This window comes from Paraburkholderia sp. ZP32-5 (assembly GCF_021390495.1).
GTDB lineage: Bacteria > Pseudomonadota > Gammaproteobacteria > Burkholderiales > Burkholderiaceae > Paraburkholderia.
This window is the reverse complement of record NZ_JAJEJP010000001.1, coordinates 1,747,387-1,771,896: the sequence shown is the minus strand read 5'-3', so window position 1 is coordinate 1,771,896 and position 24,510 is coordinate 1,747,387. Positions and strand designations below refer to the sequence as shown.

General features: G+C 61.9%; 20 protein-coding genes and 1 pseudogene. 3 read left to right on the top strand and 18 right to left on the bottom strand.

All coding sequences use genetic code 11. The annotated features are described in order from the left end of the window. Position 1: 1 nt before the first annotated feature. Positions 2 to 1,651 (bottom strand): methyl-accepting chemotaxis protein, encoded by a 1,650-nt coding sequence (locus tag L0U82_RS07475; protein WP_233829545.1) that lies wholly within the window; start codon positions 1,649 to 1,651, stop codon positions 2 to 4. Between the two features lie 66 nt (positions 1,652 to 1,717). Continuing rightward, positions 1,718 to 2,140 (bottom strand): annotated as a pseudogene (locus L0U82_RS07470) (DDE-type integrase/transposase/recombinase). A 116-nt stretch (positions 2,141 to 2,256) separates the two neighbouring features. Here L0U82_RS07470 and L0U82_RS07465 point away from each other — a divergent pair. Then, entirely contained in the window at positions 2,257 to 2,976 is a 720-nt protein-coding gene (locus L0U82_RS07465) for a LysR family transcriptional regulator (RefSeq protein ID WP_233829537.1), read from the top strand. Positions 2,977 to 3,010: 34 nt separating this feature from the next. Here L0U82_RS07465 and L0U82_RS07460 read toward each other — a convergent pair whose 3' ends face one another. From L0U82_RS07460 to L0U82_RS07445, 4 genes are all read right to left on the bottom strand, one after another. Continuing rightward, positions 3,011 to 3,247, bottom strand: coding sequence for an ImmA/IrrE family metallo-endopeptidase (locus tag L0U82_RS07460; RefSeq protein ID WP_233829535.1), 237 nt, complete (start codon positions 3,245 to 3,247; stop codon positions 3,011 to 3,013). A gap of 202 nt (positions 3,248 to 3,449) precedes the next feature. Then, positions 3,450 to 3,767 (bottom strand): hypothetical protein, encoded by a 318-nt coding sequence (locus tag L0U82_RS07455; protein ID WP_233829534.1) that lies wholly within the window; start codon positions 3,765 to 3,767, stop codon positions 3,450 to 3,452. A gap of 121 nt (positions 3,768 to 3,888) precedes the next feature. Beyond that, entirely contained in the window at positions 3,889 to 4,797 is a 909-nt protein-coding gene (locus L0U82_RS07450) for a class I SAM-dependent methyltransferase (RefSeq protein WP_233829532.1), read from the bottom strand. A gap of 261 nt (positions 4,798 to 5,058) precedes the next feature. After that, positions 5,059 to 5,838 carry a cyclase family protein gene (locus tag L0U82_RS07445; protein ID WP_233829530.1) on the bottom strand — a complete coding sequence of 260 codons (780 nt, stop codon included), beginning with the start codon at positions 5,836 to 5,838 and terminating at the stop codon, positions 5,059 to 5,061. A 202-nt stretch (positions 5,839 to 6,040) separates the two neighbouring features. On the opposite strand from L0U82_RS07445, the gene L0U82_RS07440 reads away from it, so the two are divergent. Next, positions 6,041 to 6,490, top strand: coding sequence for a MarR family winged helix-turn-helix transcriptional regulator (locus L0U82_RS07440; protein WP_233829528.1), 450 nt, complete (start codon positions 6,041 to 6,043; stop codon positions 6,488 to 6,490). A gap of 46 nt (positions 6,491 to 6,536) precedes the next feature. Here the strand turns inward: L0U82_RS07440 and L0U82_RS07435 are convergent, their stop codons facing one another. The 5 genes from L0U82_RS07435 to L0U82_RS07415 all read right to left on the bottom strand — a co-directional run bounded on the left by L0U82_RS07435 (position 6,537) and on the right by L0U82_RS07415 (position 13,474). Further along, a complete protein-coding gene (locus L0U82_RS07435) occupies positions 6,537 to 6,971 on the bottom strand; it encodes an acyl-CoA thioesterase (RefSeq protein WP_233829526.1) in 435 nt (144 codons plus the stop codon). Positions 6,972 to 7,046: 75 nt separating this feature from the next. Beyond that, on the bottom strand, positions 7,047 to 8,549 hold the full coding sequence (locus L0U82_RS07430; protein ID WP_233829524.1) for an indolepyruvate oxidoreductase subunit beta family protein: 1,503 nt from the start codon (positions 8,547 to 8,549) through the stop codon (positions 7,047 to 7,049). Positions 8,550 to 8,566: 17 nt separating this feature from the next. Then, a complete protein-coding gene (locus tag L0U82_RS07425; protein ID WP_233829522.1) occupies positions 8,567 to 10,780 on the bottom strand; it encodes a thiamine pyrophosphate-dependent enzyme in 2,214 nt (737 codons plus the stop codon). A 590-nt stretch (positions 10,781 to 11,370) separates the two neighbouring features. Next, positions 11,371 to 12,297 (bottom strand): hypothetical protein, encoded by a 927-nt coding sequence (locus L0U82_RS07420; RefSeq protein ID WP_233829520.1) that lies wholly within the window; start codon positions 12,295 to 12,297, stop codon positions 11,371 to 11,373. A 271-nt stretch (positions 12,298 to 12,568) separates the two neighbouring features. After that, positions 12,569 to 13,474 (bottom strand): LysR family transcriptional regulator, encoded by a 906-nt coding sequence (locus L0U82_RS07415; protein ID WP_233829515.1) that lies wholly within the window; start codon positions 13,472 to 13,474, stop codon positions 12,569 to 12,571. A gap of 95 nt (positions 13,475 to 13,569) precedes the next feature. Between L0U82_RS07415 and L0U82_RS07410 the strand changes: the two genes are divergently transcribed. Further along, positions 13,570 to 17,166: an indolepyruvate ferredoxin oxidoreductase family protein gene (locus L0U82_RS07410; protein ID WP_233829512.1), complete on the top strand. Its 3,597-nt coding sequence runs from the start codon at positions 13,570 to 13,572 to the stop codon at positions 17,164 to 17,166. 23 nt (positions 17,167 to 17,189) lie between these two features. On the opposite strand, the gene L0U82_RS07405 is transcribed toward L0U82_RS07410, so the two are convergent. The 7 genes from L0U82_RS07405 to L0U82_RS07375 are packed head-to-tail and all read right to left on the bottom strand — an operon-like array spanning position 17,190 to position 24,401. Further along, positions 17,190 to 18,065, bottom strand: coding sequence for a VOC family protein (locus L0U82_RS07405; protein WP_233829510.1), 876 nt, complete (start codon positions 18,063 to 18,065; stop codon positions 17,190 to 17,192). A gap of 57 nt (positions 18,066 to 18,122) precedes the next feature. Next, entirely contained in the window at positions 18,123 to 19,469 is a 1,347-nt protein-coding gene (locus tag L0U82_RS07400) for an MFS transporter (protein WP_233829508.1), read from the bottom strand. A gap of 46 nt (positions 19,470 to 19,515) precedes the next feature. Further along, the gene (locus L0U82_RS07395; RefSeq protein WP_233829506.1) at positions 19,516 to 20,526 is read right to left on the bottom strand and encodes a Gfo/Idh/MocA family protein; all 1,011 of its coding nucleotides are present in this window, start codon (positions 20,524 to 20,526) and stop codon (positions 19,516 to 19,518) included. 24 nt (positions 20,527 to 20,550) lie between these two features. After that, on the bottom strand, positions 20,551 to 21,426 hold the full coding sequence (locus tag L0U82_RS07390) for an amidohydrolase family protein (RefSeq protein ID WP_233829504.1): 876 nt from the start codon (positions 21,424 to 21,426) through the stop codon (positions 20,551 to 20,553). A gap of 11 nt (positions 21,427 to 21,437) precedes the next feature. Next, positions 21,438 to 22,286, bottom strand: coding sequence for a sugar phosphate isomerase/epimerase family protein (locus L0U82_RS07385; protein ID WP_233829502.1), 849 nt, complete (start codon positions 22,284 to 22,286; stop codon positions 21,438 to 21,440). Further along, a complete protein-coding gene (locus L0U82_RS07380) occupies positions 22,283 to 23,023 on the bottom strand; it encodes an SDR family NAD(P)-dependent oxidoreductase (RefSeq protein ID WP_233829500.1) in 741 nt (246 codons plus the stop codon). Before L0U82_RS07380 ends, L0U82_RS07385 begins: the two co-directional genes overlap by 4 nt. Before the next feature lie 22 nt (positions 23,024 to 23,045). Beyond that, complete coding sequence (locus L0U82_RS07375; protein ID WP_233829498.1) at positions 23,046 to 24,401, bottom strand: MFS transporter; 1,356 nt, start codon at positions 24,399 to 24,401, stop codon at positions 23,046 to 23,048. Positions 24,402 to 24,510 lie beyond the last annotated feature (109 nt).

Sequence of the window (24,510 nt, the reverse complement as noted above, 5' to 3'; positions counted from 1 at the left end):
ATCACCTGTAGCTCAATGCCTTCGCCGAGTCCGGCCGTCCCTGCCCCAAGTTGCGGAACGTACTCACCGGTACATCGATAGCCTGCGCTACACGGAAAAAGGACACCGCCAGGGTCAACTGCTGCCCCTGATCTTCGAGCGAGCGCGAGGCTGTCGCCGCTTCCTCGACCAGCAAGGCGTTCTGTTGCGTCACCTCATCCATCTGCGTGATTGCCACGTTGACCTGCTCAATGTCCCGGCTCTGCTCCTGGGAAGCCGCAGCGATTTCGCTCATGATGTCGGTCACGCGTCCGATCGCCTGGGCGACCTCACCCATGGTCTTGCCGGCATCGGCAGCCAGCGCCGAGCCGTCGTGGATTTTCTGGACCGATGCGGTAATGAGTTCCCTGATTTCCTTGGCCGCGCCGGATGAGCGCTGCGCGAGATTGCGCACTTCATTTGCGACCACCGCAAAACCCTGGCCCCGCTCGCCCGCGCGGGCCGCCTCGACCGCCGCGTTCAGCGCGAGGATATTCGTCTGGAACGCAATCCCCTCGATGATCCCGATGATGTCCGCGATCCTCGTTGAACTCTGGCTGATCGCACCCATGGTAACGACAACCTGCCCTACCACAGCGCTACCCCGCTGCGACACGTCCGACGCATTGGCGGCCAGCGAGCTTGCCTGCTGCGCATTCTCGGCGTTCTGTTTCACCGTCGAAGTCAGCTCTTCCATGCTCGCCGCCGTTTCCTGCAACGAAGCCGCCTGCTGCTCGGTGCGCGATGAAAGGTCAGCGTTGCCCGCAGCGATCTGGTTCGATCCGGTCGCGATGTTGTCCGCGGACAACCGTACCTGTCCGATCAGTCGCACGAGACTGGCCTGCATCTCGCCCATGGATGCCAGCACGCTGCCTCGCGGGGCCTGCCCGGCGCCCTGCACGGGACTTAGATCGCCGCCGGCAACGCGCCGTGCGGCTTCGCTGAGCGCAGCCGGTTCGGCACCCAGCGTAATGAGCAGCCCGCGTGTGATCTGCACACCCGAGACCACTGCGGTGGCCAGCGCCGCGAGGCAAATCGCGATCAGCAGGTTGCGCTGGCTGTTGTAGCGTTCATCGGCTTTCCTGACGAGTTCGGTAGCACGGATGTGGGTGTACCGCGCGTAATCATCCGTGGCCTTGACGAGTTGCTGTAACACGGGACGACATTTGTCATCAAGCATCACGATGGCCTCATCGTGCCGGTTATTGAGCGCCGCATCGACAATCGCCAGGGCGATCGGCGCATATATCCGCTCGATACGGCCGATCTCGGCGATCATCTCCCGGGCCTGCGGGGTCACGTCGGATGCATCGGCCACCATGTCGTTGAGCTGTTTCATCCGGGCCTGAACATCCGCATTTGCCAGCGTGACGGCCGCCTTTTCGAGTTCGATGTCGGACGGCTTTGTGACCAGCACCAGATTGCGCGCCGCGATGGCGCGTCGGTCCTCGGCCGTGCGAATCTGCGCCGCCATATCGGCACGTGCATTGATGCCGTCGACATAGTTCGCGAACCGGTCATTCGCATCGCCCAGCGACTTCAGCGACAGGCCCGATAGCACCACGACCATCGCTGCAATCAGACCAAAACCCGCGGTGAGTTTTGCTTTCACCGTCAATTGCCAGAAATTCATACTCACTGTTTCCTCAAAAAATGGCTTTGTCACGGTAAGGACACAGATCGATATGAAAAGTATTGCTTAGGTTATGAAATGGCAGAATTGATTGGCAGCAGGCGGATGGGTTCCTCGAGCACACTTCATCTGTCCTTTCGCGATCATGTGCATAAGTTCAATCCCGGCCAGAAAGATCCGGGCACAGCGAAGATTCTTGAAGCCCCGCACGGGCCGGGTACGTCGTTTGATCGCCCGAGAGTCCTGCTCGACGACGTTGTTGAGTTACTTACATTGGCGAATCTTGATGGGCGCCTCACGATCGGCATTGATCGATTCGAGCGCGGCGAGATTGGCACCGCCTATGTCGATCGTCACAATATCGGGCACACCGTCCCGCCCGATTTCGAAATCGCGTTCTGCCGTCATTTTTTCGAGGCTTCGCAGGCCAAGCAGGTGTGCCACGTACCACCGCACGCACAACAGGATCACATCCAGTGGATAGCGCAGTCACTTCAGCATGAAAGTTGGTAAAAAAATCTTATCAGATGCTAATCCGCGGGGGCAATTGCTCAAATTGCCAAGGGGTTTGCCTTTTTGGAAAAACCTCCGCACGCGACATCCTTATGCACGGAACTGCACTTAGGTATTTTTTGGCGGTGGCGCAAACCGGCAGCCTGAGTGGTGCATCTGGAGAGATTCACGTCACCATCTCAGCTATCAGCCGGAAGATTTCAGCATTGGAGGCTGAAGTCGGAACGCAGCTATTTGAGCGCGCCTCGCACGGTATGCGACTGACCCCGGCTGGCCAGCTGCTGCAGGCGCATGCACGCCGGACGGTACTGGAGTCCGAGGCGGTGTTGAATCAGATCGCCGCGCTGCGTGGTCCATGTCTCAATGAGATTCGTATTGCGGCTTCGGAAAGTCTCGCGCAGATTTTTCTGCCGGAAGCGATGGCTGAATTCCGGCGCCATCATAAGCAAACCCGTTTCATCATGTACGTCGTTCGCCCGTCGGAAGCCGCCCGGCGTATTGCGGACGGCGAGGTCGATATCGCGGTGAATTTCACGGTGGAGCATGCTCGCGGAGTGGCGGTCAGGCATTCATGGCGATCGCCGGTTTATGCCGTGATGTCCAGCACGCATCCATTAGCCGACCGGATGTCGTTCTTCTCGCAACCAGTAAGTGACGCTCTGGTGGCCAGGCTAATTCAAAACGCAGAATTTCAGTCACGCAATCTGCAGATTCAAACGCTTTCGGAGCGCAACCTGCCGCCACACGTCCGCGCATTCATCGACTTGCTGAAGACCCGAATCGACGAGGCGGATGCGTTGACTGGAACGTAGCGTCTGGCATTGGTGAGCTTGCTGACGATATTTGTCAAACGCTTCGCCGAGCCGCACCGGCTCTGGTGAAGATTGCGGCGTCCGTTGCATCTGCAGAGCGGATGGTCGATGCGGTGAGGGAGGTTTTGCAAACTTCGGCCAGGTTCTCAATCGCGCTCAGGCCGTCCGAGTATTGACCGGCCTCTTTTGCAAAAGGCGACGACGGCATTGACAGACCAGCAGCAAAGTAATCTGCCTGCAGTTCTATCGGATCACCATAAACGAAACCCACGCGCGATTCGCGGGTATCGCGCCAACTTCGAGCGCCGCGCTGCGCGTGAGTTGGAGCCCATCTCCGTGATCATCACGACCCAGGCTGAGGTGGCTTTCGCGATCTGAAGCCACCCTCCACACCACGCGCAATGGCCACTCTAATTGCAACCATTGCGCGTCAAACCACCACTTCAGCAACCAGCTGATTTACGCGGCTCGCGTTACGCCACGCCGCCAGCCTTTCGAGCCTGCTCCTTCGCGAGCAGACGAGCAGCTTGTTGGTCACCATGCGCGGCTTCTTTCGCCGTCTGTACCGAAGTTTCATTTGCTTCGGCGCGTGCAGCAAGCAAAGCTTGTGCGGCGGCACTAATCTTGACCGTGTACGAAGGTTGCGGCGCAGCCGGCTGCGAAGACGATGCAGTACTGCCGGTCGTCGAAGACGACGCCTGTTGTGTCTGACCCGCGGCCTGTTGCGCCTGCGTGCTCACACCCATCGCAACGGGACTATTCTGCTGACCATGAACTGCTTGTATCGACATGATGCCTTCTCCTTGAGTGATGCCGCCATATGACGGCATCACGCTTAACGGGTACGTCGATCATATTCTTTAGGACTATATTTTTTCTGAAAATCCCATTTCATAAGAAATTCTTAAGAATTTAAGTTTCTGGTTTTGTAGCGGTCATCCAGGCCATTCTGGATGCACCGAAACGACCGCCTTTCTCGAATAGCGATCGCAACTTCGGTTCAAAAAATTCACGCTCGTCAGGCGTGAATCGCGTCTTGAGAACGTAATCAAGCGATGGAGCCAACGGATGGGGAGAATTGTTCAGGAACACTTCCCATGTAGGGATGTCCTCAGTCAACACATCGATATGAAACTCGAGATGGATCTCGGAAAAGCCGGCATCCAGCGCGTAGCGCACGAGGTCGCGCTCACCATAGTTGGTCAATGGCAGCGCGCGCATCTCGTCCTCGGTATCCGGGAATTGCGCGGAACGCCATCGCAGCAGCATCGAGAAAAAGGGATCGCTGTCAACGGGCTGAGCACTGACCAGCTTCTTTAGCGCGCACACTTCGAGCGCGTCGTCGCGCATCACGGGTTCGCCGATCGACAGACGGCCGCCAGGTCGCAGAATCCTATGAAACTCGCGTAACGCAGCGGGTTTATCCTCGACATACGCGAGTACCGAGCGAGTCGTCACAGCATTGACCGCATCGTCATCGATGTCGTTCAGTACGTCTGCCGATCCGTGCAGGAATTTGCATTGCGCGAGAATACCCCGCTGCGAAGCCTCTGCTTGCACATATTCAAGCAGAGGAACGGATATATCGGTCATCAACACATTCAACGACGCGCCGATGCGCTCGATCGCGCGAAACGCAACCAGGCCATCGCCCGTTCCTATATCGGCAAGCGTCATACCGGGTTCAAGACGAGCGCCGTCGAGCACACGGTCCGCATCTCGCGTGATATTGGAACGCACGCTCCGTTCGAACTCCGCGTCGCCACCATGCCTGCGATGTAGCAGCCATTCAGACCAGGAATCAGAAAATTCGGAGCTCACGAATCAACACATCATCAGAACGGAATCAGGGCGCCTGTACGCAAGTCTCGCAAAGGCGATATTCGAGCGTCACCGATCGTACCGATAGAAGCTGATGGAAACCTTAAGATGTAGTTCGAGAAGCCCCGTCAGGATCAATGTCCCAAGAGGCTATTTGCAGTCTATTTTTTCTGAGTTAATGCGCGTGCAACCAGTTCACCACGCGGTACATCCAGATTTCCAACTAACCCGATGTACTGCGCAGCGTGTAGGGCAACGTGTTTATTGCTGCACGAGTGCCATCACGCGCAACGGACTACCCGAGCCGGCCTGAATCTTCAGCGGTGCCGACACGATGACCGCGCCCGTAGTGGGCAACTGATCCAGATTTTTCAGGCATTGCAGGCCATAGCGATTCGAGCCGTGCATCAGCGTATGGCACGGATACGGTACGGGCCAACTATAGGACTGTCCCGCATCGGTATTGATGGTTTCGACGCCGAAACCATGCACATTGCGCTCGTGAATCAACCATTCGACCGCCTGCTGCGTCGGCCCCGGCGTGTGCGCGCCATCCTCGCGCAGATTCAGGAATGCCACGGGATCGGTACGTTTGGACCAGTCCGAGCGCAGCAGCACCCATGCGCCGGCCGGAATGCGGCCATGCTTCGTTTCCCATGCTTCGAGGAAGGCAACGGTCAGCAACCAGTCCGGATCCGCGCTGACTTCCTCACTCGCGTCGATCACCACCGCCGGTGCAATGAAGTTCTTCACGTCGATCGTATCGACGGAATTCTGTGCGTGGTCCTTGCCCGTTACCCAGTGCACGGGAGCATCGAAGTGCGTGCCGGTGTGCTCGCCGCACGAAAAGTTGTTCCAGTACCAGCCCGGCCCTTGTTCGTCGTACTGGGAAATCTTCTCCATTTTGAACGCCCACACCTGGCCGAATTGAGGCGGCAGTTGCAGCGCCGGAAATTCCGGCGACAGGGTTTGCGTCAGGTCCACGACACGTACGCGGCCGCTCGCCAGATCGATGGTCAGTTGCTCCAGACTGCTCGTCATGTTGTGCTCCGTTGCTGGTTCAAGGTTGATAGGCGCGCCGCGCGAGTTATCGTGTCCGCCGCCGATTATCTTTAGATATAAATAAATCCATAATCATGGTTAACCCCGTTCGTCCTGTGCCTATGACAGACAAGGGTCGCGACCGTGGTATGTTTCCGATTCACTACACGCAGCCCTATTCGATCGCAGGTGTTTTCCAGGTATGAGTCAATCGCCCGTCACCGGTTTTGCCGATAGCTACACCCCCGCATTGCTCGCCCAGGTCAGTCAGTTGATCTCGAGCGAGTTTCACGTGATCGTTCAGGCAGCCGGCTTCGAGGTGTCCGACTGGCGTGTGCTGTCCACGCTGTCGGACGGCAAGGCCGTGAGCATCGGCCACCTTGCGCAGGTCTCCGTGACCAAGCAGCCCACCGTCACACGTCTGCTCGATCGCATGGAGGCCCAGGGCCACGTCAAGCGCATTCCGCACGAGACCGACCGGCGCGTTACGCTGGTGCGCATTACGCCGCAAGGACAGAAGCTCGTGTCGGCACTCATCAAGCAGGCGAAGGCACATGAAGACCGCGTGCTTGCCGCGCTCGGCAAGGAAAAAGCCGAAGAACTGAAGGCGACGCTGCGGCTGCTCATCGATCTGCATCGCCCCGCTACCTGACTCGATCCATCTGGTTTCCGCAGTCTCTGCGCCGCTTATGCAGCGCTCAGCCGCCATGTGCGACCGCGACCGCGCGCTCGATCGCAACTCGAATATCGTCTGGAATCGCAATCGATTGATGCGTGTCGAGCGACGTGGTCACGATGGTCTGACGCGCCGCCATACGCACGACGCCATCCGCACCAGTGCATGACCATACGAGCGTGATCGACTTCTGTCCTATCCGCTCGACGTCGATCGACAGCCACACCTCGTCGCCCATCCTGCTGACTGCCTTGAAGTCCACGTCCAGATGAACCGTCGGCAAGCCCACGCGCCGCGGACCAATCACGCCGTGATAACCCTCCGGCAACAGCGTGTCGAACCACGACTCGATCAGATCATTGAACAGCACGAAATACTGCGGATAAAACACGATGCCCGCGGGATCGCATTCGGAAAAGTGAATCTTGTGTTTGCATTTGAACGTGTGATCAGTCATACCGCTTGCTCCATTCGTATCCCTCCTGTACTCCATTCTTTCCTGCTTCATTCGCGTTCGCGCTCGCTGCGCGACTCAGGCCAATGCGTGACGAACCAACGCTGCGTTCAGCTTATGCCCGTGCTCATCCGCCAACGCCGCGTCGCGCAACTCGCGCAATGTCGCCGGCGCGAGCCGCGCGCCGCCCTTGCGCACGGCAGTCATCAACGTCTGATAGTTCTTCAGGCCGCGTGCGTGTGTATCGCTATAGCCCTTCACGAGCCGCTGACATTGCGCGACTTCGGTCGCAAGATCGGGATTGAGCTTCGCGGTCTCGACGATCTGCGCCAGCCACGCATCAATGCGCGCGGTCTCCAGTTCATAGCGCAACGTACGCCGGCGCATGCCGCGCAAACTCGCGACCGCATGAAGCATCAGATAGCCGCGCACTGAACTCGTTTTGACGACGCGCCCCGACTGCGTGAAGCGCCGCACGAGCCGATGAATCCAGTGCGGCCGCGCGAGCCAGCGTCCAAGCCCGGCCGGCAGCGTCTCGCAGATTTCCTCCAGCCGCGGATGCATGAACTCGTTGATCGCCAGCAACTGGTCCGCCTGCGCATTCACCTCGCTACGCACACGTTCGAAACGGCTGCCGCGCGTCTTCAGATCGGCGACACGAATCGTGTCCTCGTAAGACATCCATAACGCGAGATAACGCGCGCTCTCACGCAGCAGCGTGGTCTCTTTTTCGGGCAATGCGGCACGCAGTTCGACGAGACGGTTCAGATACTCGTTGGCATAGCGCGGATCCTGATAGTCGATCAGGCGACGCACGCCTTCGAGCACAACCGGCTGGAGCACCGACGCGAACTGCTCGCGTACGCGCTCGACAAGCCGCGCTACCGCGGCATCACGCGGCGCCGGCTGGCTATCGCGCATCGTCTTCGCGGTGTGCGCCGGATTGTCCGCTGCTTCGTCCGCCACCGCGCGATCGCGGGCAAGACCGAACGCGCGCAGGCTCGGCTTTACGCCCACCCCACCGCGCTCGATCGTCGCCTCGAACTGCTGACGGCTGAACGGCAGCACACCGGTGGCGGCCAACGCGCCGAACAGCACCGCGCTGATCACGCTACCGCTCGCCTGCGCGGCCTCGGCCATATCGAAACGCACGAAGCGTTTCGCGGCGTTGGCCGCGTGTGCGATCAACGCGTCGCTATCGACGCGGCCGTCGCCCATCGCGATTTTTTCGGTCATCGAATAAACGCGATGTGTGGACGCAACGAGCGTGGTCCGATCGGGCGTCACGAGCCCGCGCTGCACCGCGCGCCCCGCCTCCATCAGCTCGGATGCGAGCACCACGTCGACATCGCCGGGCAGCGGCATCAATGCGAGTACCGGCGGGCGGCTTTCCTCGGCGTCACGCGGAAACAGCTCGACGTAATAGATGGTTGCGCCGGTGCGCTGCGCAACGCCGGGCACCGACGTGGTCTGCGCGTAATAGCCGTTGTGCTCGCCGAGATCGACGATCCAGTCGGCCAGCACGCCGCCGCCCTCGCCGCCCATCGCGAGAATGGCGATCTTGAATGGTTGTGGTTGCATCGTGTGATTCCCCCTGATCAGAACGCGTAGCGTGCACGGCGTTGCGCGGAGCGGCGCTGCAGCCAGCCGATCACGATGTCGCGTAGCCGCTGCCGGATCCGGTCCGCGCGCGTCGGGTTGTTGACGATCTGCGCGCGATAGAACGACGGACACAGCACCGCCGCATGCGAGACCTCGCCACACAGCCCGCAGCCGACGCAGCTATCGAGCACGCTCGCCACCGGATCGGTGCGCAACGGGTCGGGGTTCGGTTTGATCGACAGCGACGGACAACCGGACAGGCGGATGCAGGAATGGTCGCCCGTGCACGTATCGGCATCGACGCCGAACCGTTCGCGCACCACCCGTTCACCCGCGGCAATCGCCTTGCGCTGCTTCGGCTTTTCGCGGCGTTGTTTGTTGAGCATGCATTCGCTTTGCGCGATCAGTACCTTGGGGCCTTTCGTCGTGGTCGTCAGCGCCTCCTTGAGTGTCGCCTTCATGGTCTTCAGGTCGTAAGTGCGACGCACCGTTTTGACCCATTTCACGCCGACGCCACGCACCGCCTGCTCGATCTCGTGGCCCGTGCTGCGAGTCGGATTGAGCGCGGTCGACGACAGGATGTCCTGTCCTCCGGTCGCCGACGTATAGCTGTTGTCGACCACCACGGTCAGGTTGTCGCTCTTGTTGAACACCGCGTTGGCAATGCCGCTCGTCAGACCGTTGTGCCAGAAACCACCATCGCCCATCATCGAGATCGCGCGCTTGCTGGCGGGCGCATTGAGCGCGGCGGCGCTCGCACCGCCGAGGCCATAGCCCATCGTCGTCGCGCCGAGATTGAACGGCGGCAGAATCGAGAACAGGTGACAGCCAATATCGGCACTAATGTGGTGTGGGCCGATTTCGCGCTCCAGCAGTTTCATCGCCGTGAAAATCGGCCGCTCCGGACAACCGGTGCAGAAACCCGGTGGACGTACGTGCACGTTGTCGTCGAGTGCGCGCAAATCCTCGCTGGCGACTGCAGGCGCTGCAGACGCTGAAGATGCTTCAGGCGCGGCGACAGCGGGCGCGGTCGACACGGCCTGTACCGGAATCACCTTGCGCGGCGCCGGTTTTCGCTCGAGCACGCCGTACTGCTCGAGAAACGAACGCAGACCCTTCAGCACGGTCGCCGTGTTGTACTCGCCCGCAAGCGGCAACATGTCCTTGCCATGCAGCGCGACGTTCACACCACGCTGACGCAGAATCGAGCCCGCATTCTGCTCGACGAAATTCGGTTGCCCCTCCTCGATCACGAGGACCGCGCGCTTGCCCGCGCAAAAGCGCTCCCATTCGGAGTCGATAAGCGGATACGCGACGTTCATCACGTATAGCGGAATCTGCGATTCGCCATAGACGTCGGCGAGACCCAGCCGTTCGAGCGCGCGCAGCACGGTGTTATAGCTGCCGCCCTGCACGGCGATACCGATGTCGCGCGTATCGGCCGCAAAGAACTCGTTGAGCTGCCGCGACTCGATGAACTTCACCGCGGCCGGCCAGCGCTCATGAATCTTCTCGCGCTCATGCAGAAAACTCGCGGGCGGCAAGACGATCCGGTCGACATCGCGGGCAGGCGTTTCGAGCGCGTCCCTGATCGTGAATGCGGAGCGCCGGTTGTCGGACGCGACGAACTGGCCATGCACGTGGCACGCGCGAATCCGCAATTGCAGCATGACCGGCGTATTGCTCGCCTCGGACAGATCGAAGCCGTCCTTCACCGCCTGCACGATACACGGCAGATTCGGTCGTGGATCGAGCAACCAGATTTGCGACTTCATCGCGAACGCGTGGCTGCGCTCCTGCATGATCGACGAGCCCTCGCCGTAGTCTTCGCCGACGATGATCAGCGCGCCTCCGGTCACGCCGCCCGACGCCAGATTGGCAAGCGCATCGGACGCGACATTGGTGCCCACCGTCGCCTTGAACGTCACGGCGCCACGCAGCGGATAGTTGACCGACGCGGCGAGCGATGCGGCAGCGGTTGCCTCGCTCGCGCTGTTTTCGAAGCGGATGCCGTGGTCGCTCAGGATGTCCTGGGCATCGGCCAGCACGTCCATCAGATGAGAAATCGGCGCGCCCTGATAGCCGGCGACATAGGCGACGCCTGCTTCCAGCAGCGCCTTGGTCACCGCAAGAATGCCCTCGCCGCTGAATACTTCGCCCGCGCCCAGACGCAGCTTCTTCACTTCCTCGACAAACGACCGCTCGGCCATGACCGTCCTTTTACGTAGTCTTCGTAGGGCGCACGACGGCTAGCGTCATGCCGGAGTGCATTCTAGTTTAGGTTTAAATATATCCAAAATCATAGTTAACCCTGAAGATTGGGGCTTAGCGCGGTGCCTGGCAGGCGTTGAGCAGCGGGCAGCGCAGGAAATGCCGTGGGCGCTATGTCCGTGTGTACGTATCCGCGCGTGCTCACGAAGCGCGACGCAAATCGCCTTCGGTTCGGCGTTCAGCCTGAATGGTGCGGTCTACGGGTATCAACGATCCGGCAAGCGCTGTAGATTGCGGCCGTCAGCCGGCGAATGAGCGCGGCAGGGCCGCGCTGCGCGCGAGCAGCGCACGGAAGATGGCTCGCCGTAAGGGCTCGCCAGCGTGTTGGACTGTTACGCGATTATTTGCGCCGTCGGCGCATTGGAGAAGATCAAACGCGTTGGCACAAAGAGAAAATGCCGACGGTACAGGTACACCGGGTCACGGCACGCGGCCGCAGCACAGCCGCGGCACGCGAGCGCGCAAGCAAGAGAGAAACGGACCCGGCAGTGATGAACAACAAGGCGCCCGCCCCAGCCGCCTCCCGCCCTCAAGCCTCCACGTGAAGCGGCTCGAACGACATCGCGCCAGTACTTCCATCCGGCCGCTTGAATAACGTCGTGCCGTGACCGCTCAGATCGTGAAACGCCACCGACATCGGCTGCGTAAATCCGATCGTCGCCGTAGATGGCGTACCAGCAGATTGACCCGACGCAGCATCTGCGCCGTCCTGCTGCCGGGCATTCTCAGTCATCTGCTTCAGCAGATCCAGGGCCTGTTGCGTGCCGTGCAGCGTCGGCTCCGACAGTCCCGCGAGCACGCTGCCCAACAGATCGTTCGCGTCATTGGACGAATTGCCGCCACCCGCCCCGCCAACCTGCCCGGCCGAATCGTCGCCGCTCTGCGCCCCCGTACTGGCGACGGTGGCGACCGACGTCAACGCGGTCTGTTGTTCCGTAATCGACACCGAGCCGGTGTCGGGATCGAAGTCGATCGAAACCGAGCCCGAACGCTGAACCACCGCGACAGTCGACGCGGACATCGCCTGCGAACTGTAGCTGACGGCGGCCAGCGAAGCGACGCTCGAAGAACTCGCCTGCAGATCGACCGGGCCGCCCTTGTCCAGTTGAGCGATGAAGCCCTGCGTGGCCGCATCGGCCTGCTGCTGGCTCAAGCCGCTCTGCACGAGAAATTGACCGAGTGCATTGCTCAACTGGCTGCTCGCGCTCGTCGACATCTCGTGCTGCCCGGTCGTCGGATCGACGCTGGTTGCACTCTGCGCGGCCTGCATGAACGCCTGGGCGAGCTGGCTGACGCTCGCTGCCGCCTGAATAGCCTGATTCGTCGCATCAGCCGTCAACGCGTCGAGCGACAGGCTGCCCGTCTGAGCGGTTCGTCCCGCATTGACAGGCGCGTTGTACGGAAGGAGTGCGCCCAGCAAGCCGGCGCTGCTAGTGCCGCTGATAGAAGTCGACATGGATCGGGAATTGCAAAGTAGACGTCAGATTATTGAAAGCAACGGCAGCGTGGCAAATCTGCCTATCCGACTATATCGGCACGTCCGGGCAAGTCTTGAGGGCAAAACGTAAGTAAAAAACGTACCGGAACGGAGCAACCGGATGCTGGTCGAGGTTCCGTGCCTCCCAAGTCCGAAATTGCCCGTTCCGCGCGAAGAATTACGTATGCGAAAAACAGATACGACAGGATCGTCATTGCCAACACTGACAATGCCCTCCATCCCCACTCGTTCAACTCCCGCACGCATGCATCAAAAACTGCTGAAACGCCACCGCCGGCGTATCCAGCGTCGCCCCCTTGCGCCACAACATGCCCGCGTCCATGTGCGGAATCGCGTTGAGAATCGGCCGTGCGTCGATCCGCTTGCCTTCCAGCGACCACGGTCGAAACACCATGTCGGACAGAATCGTCACGCCGAAGCCGTGCGCAACCAGCCCGCGCAACGCTTCCATCGAACTGGTGCGAAATGCGATATTCGGCTCGACATCGTTTTGCTTCCAGTACCGCAAAGTCGACTGCTCGCCTTCGTCCACCGTGATCAGAATGTACGGATAGCTGGCGATATCCGCGAGCGATGGCGCGTTGAGTTGCGCGAGCGGATGACTCGGCGAAGTCCACAACTGCCGGCGCGAGCGGATCAGCACATGGTGACGAAAACGCCTCAAATTCTCGACGTTCGACAGCAGCACGACCCCGAGATCGACGTCGCCTGCGAGCACCGCCTGTTCGATCGCTGCGCGGTCCAGATCATGCAGATCGATCTCGACGTCGGGATACGTCGCGCGAAAACGCGCCATCAGCTCCGGCAGAAAATAACCCAGCACCGTGTACGACGCCGCGATGCGCACGGTCCCCTTCAGATCGTGCGAGCGGAATGGCGCCTTGTAGACCGCGTCGCGCACCGAATCGAGTATGTGCCGCGCGTGGTTCAGAAAGTCGTGACCGTCCGGTGTCAACGTGACACCTTGCGGCAGGCGCTCGAAGAGCCGCGTACCCAGGGTTTCCTCTAGCGCGAGCACCGCATTGGTGATCGCCGATTGCGACACATGCTCGACCGTTGCCGCCATCGAAAACTGCCCGCTCTGGGCCGCCGCCACGAAGTAACGCATCTGCCGCAGGGTCACGTCTTTTGACATCTGTTTTTCGCATAGCTGGATTCGGTATTCGTGATTTTACGTTGGAAATTCCGCTTCCTATACTCGGCTCCAATCAAGCTGCCGGAAACTCCACGATGAACGCTCCGCTTACGCCTCCGCAACGCGATGCGCTTGCCAACATCTCGCTCGACGACCGCTACACGCTCGAAAAAGGCCGCGTCTATCTAAGCGGCACGCAGGCGCTGGTGCGGCTGCCGATGCTGCAGAAGGCGCGCGACCGCCGCGCCGGCCTGAACACCGCGGGCTATGTGTCCGGCTATCGCGGCTCGCCGCTCGGCGCGCTCGATCAGAGCCTATGGAAAGCGAAACGGCATCTGAACGAACATGACGTCGTATTCCAGCCGGGCGTGAATGAAGACCTCGCGGCAACGTCCATCTGGGGCACGCAGCAGCTCAATCTGTGGCCGGGCGCAAAGGTCGATGGCGTATTCGGCATGTGGTACGGCAAGGGGCCGGGCGTCGATCGCACCGGCGATGTGTTCAAGCACGCGAATGCGGCCGGCACCGATCCGCACGGCGGCGTGCTGGTGCTGGCGGGCGACGACCACGCGGCAAAGTCGTCGTCGGTCGCGCATCAATCCGAGCACATGTTCGTCGCCAGCGGCATTCCGGTGCTGTATCCGTCCAACGTGCAGGAGTATCTCGACTACGGTCTGCACGGCTGGGCGATGAGCCGCTACGCGGGTCTATGGGTCGCGATGAAATGCGTGACCGACGTGGTCGAATCGAGTGCATCGGTCGATGTCGACCCTGAGCGTTTGCAGATCGTTCTGCCGGACGACTTCGAGATGCCTGAAGGCGGCCTCAATATCCGTTGGCCCGATCCGCCGCTGGCGCAAGAGGCGCGGCTCCTCAACCACAAGTGGTACGCGGCGCTCGCTTACGTTCGCGCGAACCGGCTGAACCGCGTGGTGATCGACAGCCCCAATCCGCGGCTCGGCATCATGACCGCGGGCAAGGCGTATCTCGACGTGCGTCAGGCACTCGCCGATCTGTCGCTCGACGACGAAACTTGCGCGCGCATCGGTCTGCGCGTGCTGAAAGTGGGTTGCGTATGGCCGCTCGATGCGCAAAACGCTCGCGACTTCGCGACCGGCCTCGACGAGATTCTGGTCGTCGAAGAAAAACGCCAGATCCTCGAATACGCACTGAAAGAAGAACTGTATAACTGGCGCGACGATGTGCGCCCCAAAGTATTCGGCAAGTTCGATCAGCGCGACGACGAAGGCGGCGAATGGTCGGTGCCGCGTGGTCAGACGCTGCTGCCCGCGCATTACGAACTGTCGCCCGCGTTGATCGCCAAAGCGATTGCAAAACGCCTCGCCCGCTTCGATCTGCCCGCTGATCTGCGCGCGCGCATCGATGCGCGCGTCGCGACGATCGAGGCTAAGGAGCGCGAGGCGGCAATGCCGCGTTCGGTGCCGGAGCGGCAACCGTGGTTCTGTTCGGGCTGCCCGCACAATACGTCGACGCGCGTGCCGGAAGGCTCGCGCGCGCTGGCCGGCATCGGTTGCCACTATATGTCGATGTGGATGGACCGCAACACGGAGACCTTCAGCCAGATGGGCGGCGAAGGTGTCGCGTGGACCGGCCAGATGCATTTCACGAATGAGCGCCACGTGTTCGTCAATCTCGGCGACGGCACCTATTTCCATTCGGGTCTGCTCGCAATTCGCGCGTCCATTGCGGCCGGCGCGAACGTCACCTACAAGGTGCTGTACAACGATGCGGTCGCGATGACCGGCGGCCAGCCGGTGGACGGCGTGCTTACCGTCCCGCAGATCGCATTTCAGGTTGTGGCAGAAGGCGCAAAGCGCGTGCTGATCGTGACCGACGAGCCGGAGAAATACGACGCGAAAGTTCGTCTTCCCGATGGCGTGAAGGTTTATCACCGCGACGAACTCGATCGCTTGCAGCGCGAGTTGCGCGACGTGGCGGGCACGTCGATTCTGATCTACGACCAGACCTGCGCAACCGAAAAGCGTCGCCGCCGCAAACGCGGCACCTATCCCGATCCGGCGAAGCGCGCCTTTATCAACGACGCGGTGTGCGAAGCGTGTGGCGACTGCTCGGTGCAATCGAACTGCCTGTCGGTCGAGCCGTTGCAAACGCCGCTTGGCACCAAGCGAAAGATCAATCAGTCGTCGTGCAATAAAGATTTCTCGTGCGTGAAAGGCTTCTGCCCGAGTTTCGTCACGGCCGAAGGCGCGCAGGTGAAGAAGCCCGCTAAACAGGCAGCCGCGGCCGCATTGCCCGATTTCGCGGCGCTTCCCCATCCCGCGCTTGCGCCTTTGTCCAGACCGTACGGCGTACTGGTGACGGGTGTCGGCGGAACCGGCGTCGTGACGATCGGTGGTCTGCTCGGCATGGCGGCGCACCTCGAAAGCAAGGGCGTCACCGTGCTCGATATGGCGGGACTCGCGCAGAAAGGCGGCGCCGTGCTCAGTCATGTGCAGATTGCCGCGACACCCGAGCAGTTGCACGCCACGCGCATTGCCGCCGGTGAAGCGCGCCTGATCATCGGCTGCGACGCGATCGTGTCGGCGTCCGCTGAAGTACTGGCGCGCACGCAACACGGCATGACGAAAGCGGCGATCAATAGCGGCGCCACGCCGACCGCGCAATTCGTACGCGACCCGCACTGGAACTTTCCCGCCGATCAGACCCAGCAGGACCTGCGCGCGAGCATCGGCGATGCTTGCGACTTTATCGACGCGAACCGTCTCGCCGTCGCGCTATTGGGCGACACGCTGTACGCGAATCCGCTGTTGCTCGGCTTTGCGTGGCAGCGTGGCTGGCTGCCGCTCGGCTATGACAGTCTCGATCGCGCGATCGAACTGAATGGCGTCGCGGTCGAAAAGAATCGCCTGGCGTTCGCATGGGGCCGCTATGTCGCGCAACATGGTGAAGCGGCAGTGGACGCTTATGCCGCCCCTGCTCGCACGCAGCAGACCATTGAATTACAGATGCCGGAATCGCTGGATCGATTGGTCGAGTGCAATGTCGAGCGCTTGAGTCTGTATCAGAACTCGCGCTACGCGGCGCGCTATGTCGAAGCGATCGAGCGGCTGCGTGCGAAGGAAATGGCGGTCATGGACGGCGCGAAACCGCGCCTGTCGGTGGCGGTCGCGCGCAATCTGGCGAAACTGATGACCTACAAGGACGAGTATGAGGTCGCCCGCCTCTACGCGGATCCGGCCTATATGGACAAGTTGCGCGCACAGTTCGAAGGCGAACCAGGTCGCGATTACAAACTCGTGTTCCATCTCGCGCCGCCCCTGTTCGCCAAACACGACGAACGCGGCCAGTTGAAGAAGCAACGATTCGGACAATGGACGCTGACGATGTTCCGCGTGCTGCAAAAATTCAGGTTCCTGCGCGGCACTGCGTTCGACGTCTTCGGCAAGACCGAAGAACGGCGCAATGAACGTGAGTTGATCGAGCAGTACTTCGCGCTGATCGACGAATTGTGCGCGACGCTGGACGCTGCCCGCTTCGCTACCGCAATGAAGCTCGCCAATCTGCCCGACGAGATTCGCGGCTTCGGTCATGTGAAAGCGCGCAATGTACTCGCCGCGGCAACCAAGCGTGAACGCTGGCTTGCCGAATACCGTACCGAGGTAGCCGGCATGCCAGCGTCATTCTCTCCAGCCCTTGAAAAAGCGCTGTAACAGCGGCATTAGCCGCTCCAAGTTCAAAACACGCCGCCAAACTTCTCGCCGTTCATCCGATAGTTGCGGTTCGTCACATCCGCGCGGCGATTCACCAACGGCCGCGCGTAAAGCGGATGACGCAAACTGCGCACTTCATGTTCAAGCGTGAAGCAACACGTGCCGCTATTCAGATCGACGATATCGGCGAAACGGTACTGATGCTTCTCCTCGCCATAAGTCAGTCCGCGCTCGGCGAGACGCGCATAAGGTCCGGAGAAATCGGCGACATAGATCTGGATGTGATGTCCATCGTATGGCTCGCTTGCCTTGGGCGTTTCCGCGTAGATCAGTTGCTGATGCCCGCCGAGCGCGACCGCCGCCTGCAATGAACCGTTGCGCTCGCGCACGTCGACGGAGGCACTGAAAATCTCGCGGTAGAACGCCGCAATCGGCGCCGCGCTGCCCACCGGCACATCGAGTTGCACATACGCGATGCCGAGGTCGATGCCCGACCAACGGTCTCCCGGCACGCACGCATCGTGGTCGAGACAGTCGTAGCGATTGCCCCACGGACAGGTCACTTCGACGCGATCGGCGCGCTCGGTCCAGCCGAAATGGCTCGCTTCGAGCAATGGTTGCACCGCGCGCAGCCGGTCGATCAGCGCCGCGCGCTCGCCCACCAGCAGCCCGACATGTCCGCGTAGACGCTGCGCGTCGCCATGCGGCAAATGAATCTGCGAACGGCCGACATTGATCCACATATTGGTCACGCCCGTCATCAGATACGGATCGCGCGTGAGCCCGAGCCCGCTGACATAGAACGCCGTCGCAAGATGCTGGTCCGGTATCGTGAGATTGACATGCTCGAGCAGCACGAGATTGCCGGTGTCCTCACGTGCATAGTCGAAATGCGCCATCTGATTGCCCTCGAAGAATGGATTGGCTAATTCATACAGTCGCCGCTTGCGCGACGTTCACGCTATCTTGCCTGCGCCGTCCGCTTCGGGCAATTCGATGCGTTTGATGTCGCCGAGAATAAAAATGTATGACGCCGCGCCGAGTACCGCCACCGCGCCGATGAACATCAGCCCCCAGTAGAAAGAGCCCGTCAACGCGACGATCGCACCGATCACGATCGGCGTGACGATGCCGGCGATATTGGCCGTGAAGTTGAAGATGCCGCCGGTCAGACCCATCAGCCGCTTCGGTGCGATATCGGGAATGATCGACCAGCCGAGCCCGCCCATCCCCTGCCCGAAGAACGCGAGCGACAGCACCGCGATCACCGCGACATCGCTCTTCACGTAGATCGCCGCGATGATGCTCGACGACAGCAGCAGACCGCTGATGATCGGCAGCTTGCGCGCGAGGTTGATGCGTCCCGTGCTTCTGAGCAGCCGATCGGATAGCCACCCGCCGAACAGCACGCCGACCGACGCGCCCAGAAACGGCAGGATCGCGAAGAAGCCGATCTTCAGCCACGCCATATGGCGCTCGGTCACGAGATATGTCGGAAACCACGTCAGAAAGAACACCACGGTCGAATTACCGGCGAATTGCCCGATCGCCGCGCCCCAGATCTCGCGACGTCCGAGCAGGCTGCGCACGTCGCGCCATGAGAACGGCCGCTGCGCATCGGCCGCTTGCGCAAGGCCGCCGCCCGCGCCGATGTAGTCGCGCTCCGCGTCGTTCATCGTGCGCGATTCGTGCGGCTCGTGATAGCGCAGCCACCAGACGAGCGCAAACGCGAGCCCTACCGCGCCGACGATCACGAACATCGCGCGCCAGCCGAACGCCTCGATGATCCAGAACAGCAATGGACTGAACACCGCGAGCCCCACGTACTGCCCGACCTGATAGATGCTGGTTGCGCGCGCACGCTCGCGTTGCGGAAACCAGTGGCCAACCACGCGGCTATTCGCCGAGAAACACGGCGACTCGGCCACGCCCAGACCAAGGCGGTAGATCATCAACGACACGAGGCCGCCCGACAGCCCATTGAGGATAATGAACGCCGACCAGCTCGCGACCGCCAGAAAATAAGTCTTGCGCGCGCCGAGTCGATCGAGCATCAGGCCCGCGGGTATCTGCGAAAGCGTATACGTCCACGAAAACGCCGAGAATACGATGCCCATCACGCCCGCCGACAACCCGAGATCCTTGCTCAGCGTCGGCGCGGCAATGCCGAGCACCGTGCGGTCCAGATAGTTGATCACGGTACCGATCGCCAGCAGCGCGAGAATCGCGAAACGGGCCCGTGAACGGCGCGTCGTGGCGGCGGATATCGCCCCGCTCGATGCCAGCGTTGCCTCAGTCTTCATGCTTGTCTCCGATTTATCTATGTCGACTTGTTGGTGTCGATTGGTGTTACACGTCTTCCCAGTTGCCGGAACGGATGCTGCGCGCGATCGCTTCTAGCGTCGCGATCGTGTCGATCGACTCCTGTTCCGTGCTGCCGGTCCAATGCTCGCGACCCAGCATCACCGCGCGCGCAAAGCTCTCCGCTTCGGCGAGAAAACCGCTGCCGCCTTCGAGCGTGATGGTTTCGCGCACCGTCGTCGCCGGGATGCCGCGACGCAGATGAATTTCGGGCGGCCCCGCATCGGGCGGACTATTGAGGAAGGTCGTTTCGAGGATGCCGTCCGTGCCGGCGATCAGTGCGTGCCGATGGTAGGCGGTGTTGAAGCTGCACGAGATCTGGCCCAGCAAACCGCCCGGAAGCTCGAGATTCGCGATCACCGTCAGATCGACCTTGGTGTCCGCCCAACGCGCGATCGCGTTCACACGCGACGGCTTCTCGCCCGCGACCATGCGCACCATATTCGTCGCATAGCTGCCGGCATCGAGCAATGCGCCGCCGCCGCGCTCGGGGTCGAGCCGGATATTCGCCGGGTCGCTGAACTTGACGCCGAAGCACGCGAAGATTGTTTGCACGCGACCGATCGCGCCTTCGTCGAGCAGACGCCGCAGCGCGAGCGTCTGTTGCTGCGCGCGATACGGATACGCCTCGGCCAGAAAACGCCGATTGCGGCGCGCGGCTTCGAACATCGCGAGCGTATCGGCCGTCGACACCGCGAGCGGCTTTTCGCACAGCACGTGCTTGCCCGCGTTCAGCGCCTTGATCACCCATTCGGCGTGCAACGTGTTCGGCAGCGGCACATAGACCGCGTCGATATCGGGATCGTCGAGCAACGCCTCGTACGAACCATGCGTGCGCGGCACACCCAGTTCGCTGGCGAATTGCCCGCCCTTTTCGATATCGCGGCTCGCGACCGCAACGACATCGATCAGCGCCGACGATGCGACGCCCGCGATAAACGAGCGCGCGATCTTCGCGGCGCCCAGTACGCCAAAACGCAAAGGTTGGTTTTTTTCCATGGATTTCATATCGGCAAAACGTTTTCAGGAAGCAACGGATTCGCAATGCGCGGTGTCGGCGCCGACCGGCTGGCCGGCAAAACCAAACAGCCGTCGCGGCGTGTCCCACTGGATCTGCCGCCGGGCGGCGGCGTCGGGCACCAGTTGTTCGAACAGCGTCAGCAGCGGACCATAGTCGAGACGTTCGGGAGCCCGCAGAAACGGCCAGTCCGAACCCCATAGGCAATGCTCGGGGCCGAACGCGCGCAGCAGCGCGTCCGCATAAGGCCACGCGTCCTCGTACGGGTGCGGCCGGCGCGCGTACTTCTGCCAGCCGGACAGCTTCACCGCGGTCCGTCCGCTATCGGCGAGACGCAACAGTGCCTGAAAGCCTGCCTGACCGACACCGTCCGGACTGTCCGGCCTGCCGCAATGATCGACGACGAGCGTCGCGGGCTGCCGCGCGAGCCACGGTCCGAGCGCGCTCATCTGGTCGCCCGCCACCTGCACCTGCGCGACCATGCCGAGATCCGCGAGCGCGGCAAACAGGTCCGCCGCGCCCAATACCAGTTCGATGCCCTCCATCGCCGGGTTGAATGCGACGCCGGTCACGCCGTGCTCGCGCAGCGCGCGCAACGCGTCGCGGCCGATGTCGTTGTCGACCACGGCAATGCCGCGAAAACGGCCGTCGTATCGCTGCAGCGTATCGAGCAGGCAACGATTGTCGGTCCGATAGCCGCTCGTCGGCCCAACCAGCAGCGCATGACGCACGCCATACGCATTCATCGCGTGAATTAGCTGCGCGGGCGTGCCGACCTCCTGTTGCGCGGGCCGGTATGTGGTGTCGTCGCGATACGGAAAGCGCAGCGGATCGAATACATGACAGTGGCAATCGATCTTGTCTTCAGTGAATACGCTCATAAGCTCGTGGGTCAGTTCGTGGCGGATGTGGCGAGCGCATCGGCCGCCGCGCGCTCGACGACACGCCGCGTCGAGCGATAGGCGAGTTCGAGGCGCGCGTCGAGCGGCAGCGACGGCATCGGCATTTCGACGCCCAACGCCACCTGCGGCGGCAATGCGCGCAGCAATGCATCGAGCGGCAGCGTGCCGGCGCCTGGCGCCATCCGGTTCAGGCGCGCCTCGTGGATCGCTTCGTCGTCGCTGCCAGGCAGCACGCCGGATGCATCGCATAGCTGCACAGAACCAATCGATGCCGGCGGCAACGCGGCGACATCCTCAGGCGTTCCGCCCGAGCGCGACAGATGCAGCGCATCCACCAGCAACGCCAGATTCGGCTGCGCGGCGCGTTCGATCACCGCGCGGGCCTGCGCGAGCGAACCGACGTGGCGCCAGCGCATGAATTCGAGGTCGATGCGCAAGCCGAACGGCCGCGCGCGTTCGGCGAGTGCCGCGAGCGTGGCCGCGAGCCGCGCGCTATCCGGGTCGTCGCCCGACACGTTCACGCAGCGCGCGCCAAGCGACGCGGCCACTTCGAACAGCGTACCGAGCGACGCCGGATCGAACCCTGGCCCGACCGGCACGAACTCGACGTCGTGAACCGCGATGCCCTCGCCCGCCAACGTGTCGCGCAACTCGCGATGCGCGGCGCTGCCGATGGCGCTCAGATAAGCGACGCCGTCCGCGGTCGCCGGATGAAGACGCAGCCCGACGGCGGCGAAACCGGCGCGCGACGCGGCGCGCACCCATCGCGCCGGCTCGACATCGAGCGCCGTCAGATGCGCGACCGCGAGCGGACGGGCGCTACCGTTGACCGGGTTCAATAGGTGGCCCTCCCGCCCGTCAGATCGAACGTGAAGCCCGTCGTAAAGCTGCATGCGGGGCTCGCGATCCAGCTCACCATCCGGCCGACTTCCTCGATCTGCAGAAAGCGGCCCATCGGAATCTTGGCCTTGCTCGCCTCGATATGCTGCGCGGACATCTCGCGCATCAGTTCGGTTTCCACCATCGCGGGCGCGACGCAGTTGATCAGCACGTTGTCGCGCGCGAGTTCCTTCGCGGCGGACTTCGTGAACGCGATCACACCGGCTTTCGCCGCCGAATACGCGGAGATGTACTGCACGCCCTCCTTGCCCGCGATCGATGCGACGTTGACGATGCGCCCGCCGCCGCGCGCGCGCATATGCGGAACCGCGACGCGGCAGCAATAGAACACGCTGTTCAGATCGACGGCCAGCACGCGCTGCCAGGTGTCGACCGGATACTCCCAGCTCGGCGCCACCGGACCGTTGATACCGGCGTTGTTCACCAGAATGTCGACATGGCCCAGCGCCTCGACGGTCGCCGCGAATGCACGCTCGACCGCTTCATACGACGACACATCCACTGCCTGCAGATGATCGGCTTCGAACTCCGCCTGCCGCGCATCGAATGCGCCGACATCGAGATCCCACAGCGCGACGCGTGCGCCCGCAGCCTTCAGTTGCCGCGCGATACCGAGGCCGATGCCTCGCACGCCGCCCGTGACGATCGCAATCTGGCCGTCGAGTGTCTGATTCATGAAAAAGCGTTCCTTTGAAGTTTCAATGGGAGGACGACGAAGACGCGTAAGCACTGCCCGGCAGCACGATCCGCTTGATGTCGCCGACGACGAACAGATACGACAGCGCGCCCACCAGCGTCACGGCCGAGATAAACGCAAGCGCATAGACGAACGAGCCGGTCGCGCCGACGATCAGTCCGATCACGAGCGGCGTGACGATGCCGGCGGCGTTCGCGAACAGATTGAAGATGCCTCCGCTCAAACCGAGCAGGCCCTTGGGTGCGATATCGGACACGATCATCCACGCCAGCGCCGACATGCCTTGCGCGAAATAGGCGACGCACAGGATCGCGATCACCGCGCTGGTCGAATCGACGTAGTTCGCCAGCGCGATCGTCGCGGCGCTCACGAGACCGGTGATCACCGGCAGCTTGCGCGACCAGTTCAGCGAGATGCCTCGCCGCAGCATCGCGTCGGAAATCCAGCCACCGCTGAGCGTGCCGACCGATGCCGCGATAAACGGCAGCACCGCGACCATGCCGACCTTCAGCCACGGCATATGCCGCTCGGTCACGAGGTACGTCGGAAACCACGTCAGAAAGAACACATTGGTCGAGTTGCACGCGAACTGGCCGATGCAGATACCGAGCATGCTGCGCTGACGCAGCAGCGCGCCGATGTCCGACCAGCGAAAATGCGTGACATCGCGGCTGCCGTCGACGACCCCGCCGCCGTGCGCGATGTAGTCGAGTTCCTCGCGGTTCGCCGACTTCGACTGATGCGGCTCGCGAAAGCGCATCAGCCACACCGCGCCGAACACGACACCGATCGCGCCGACCATGCCGAACAGCGCGCGCCATCCGTAACGCTGTTCGAACCAGAACAGCAACGGGCTCAGAAACGCGAGACCGACGTATTCCGCGAACGTATACACACCCGTCGCGCGGGCGCGCTCGCTCTGCGGAAACCAGATCGCAACGACACGGCTATTGGTCGGAAAGCACGGCGCCTCCGCCGCGCCGATCAGCAGACGCATGACGAGCAGCGATACGAAGCCGGTCGCGAGCCCTTGCAACCCGGTGAATAGCGACCACAGCGTCAACGCAAAAAAGTAGGTCCAGCGCGTGCCGACCCGATCGAGCAACACGCCGCCAGGAATCTGCGACGCGGTGTAGGTCCATGAAAAGGCCGAGAAGATCACGCCCATCAGCGCAGGTGTCAGGCCCAGTTCGTGACTCATCGCGGGCGCGGCGATACCCGCGACGCTGCGATCCAGATAGTTGATCGTGGTGCCGATCGCGAGCAGCGCGAGGATGCCGAAGCGCGCTCGCGTGCGGACGGCCGAGGACGCGTTCGCCTGAGCGTCGAGCGCGCGAGGGGGATAGATCCGGTTCATGCTGTCTCCATGATGCTTTCTTTACCCCATCCTTTCGAACCGCTTTCGATGAGGTCGTTGTCACTTCATCGAGATACTAGGGAGTTGCCGCACTGCTGTCGTATGCCGA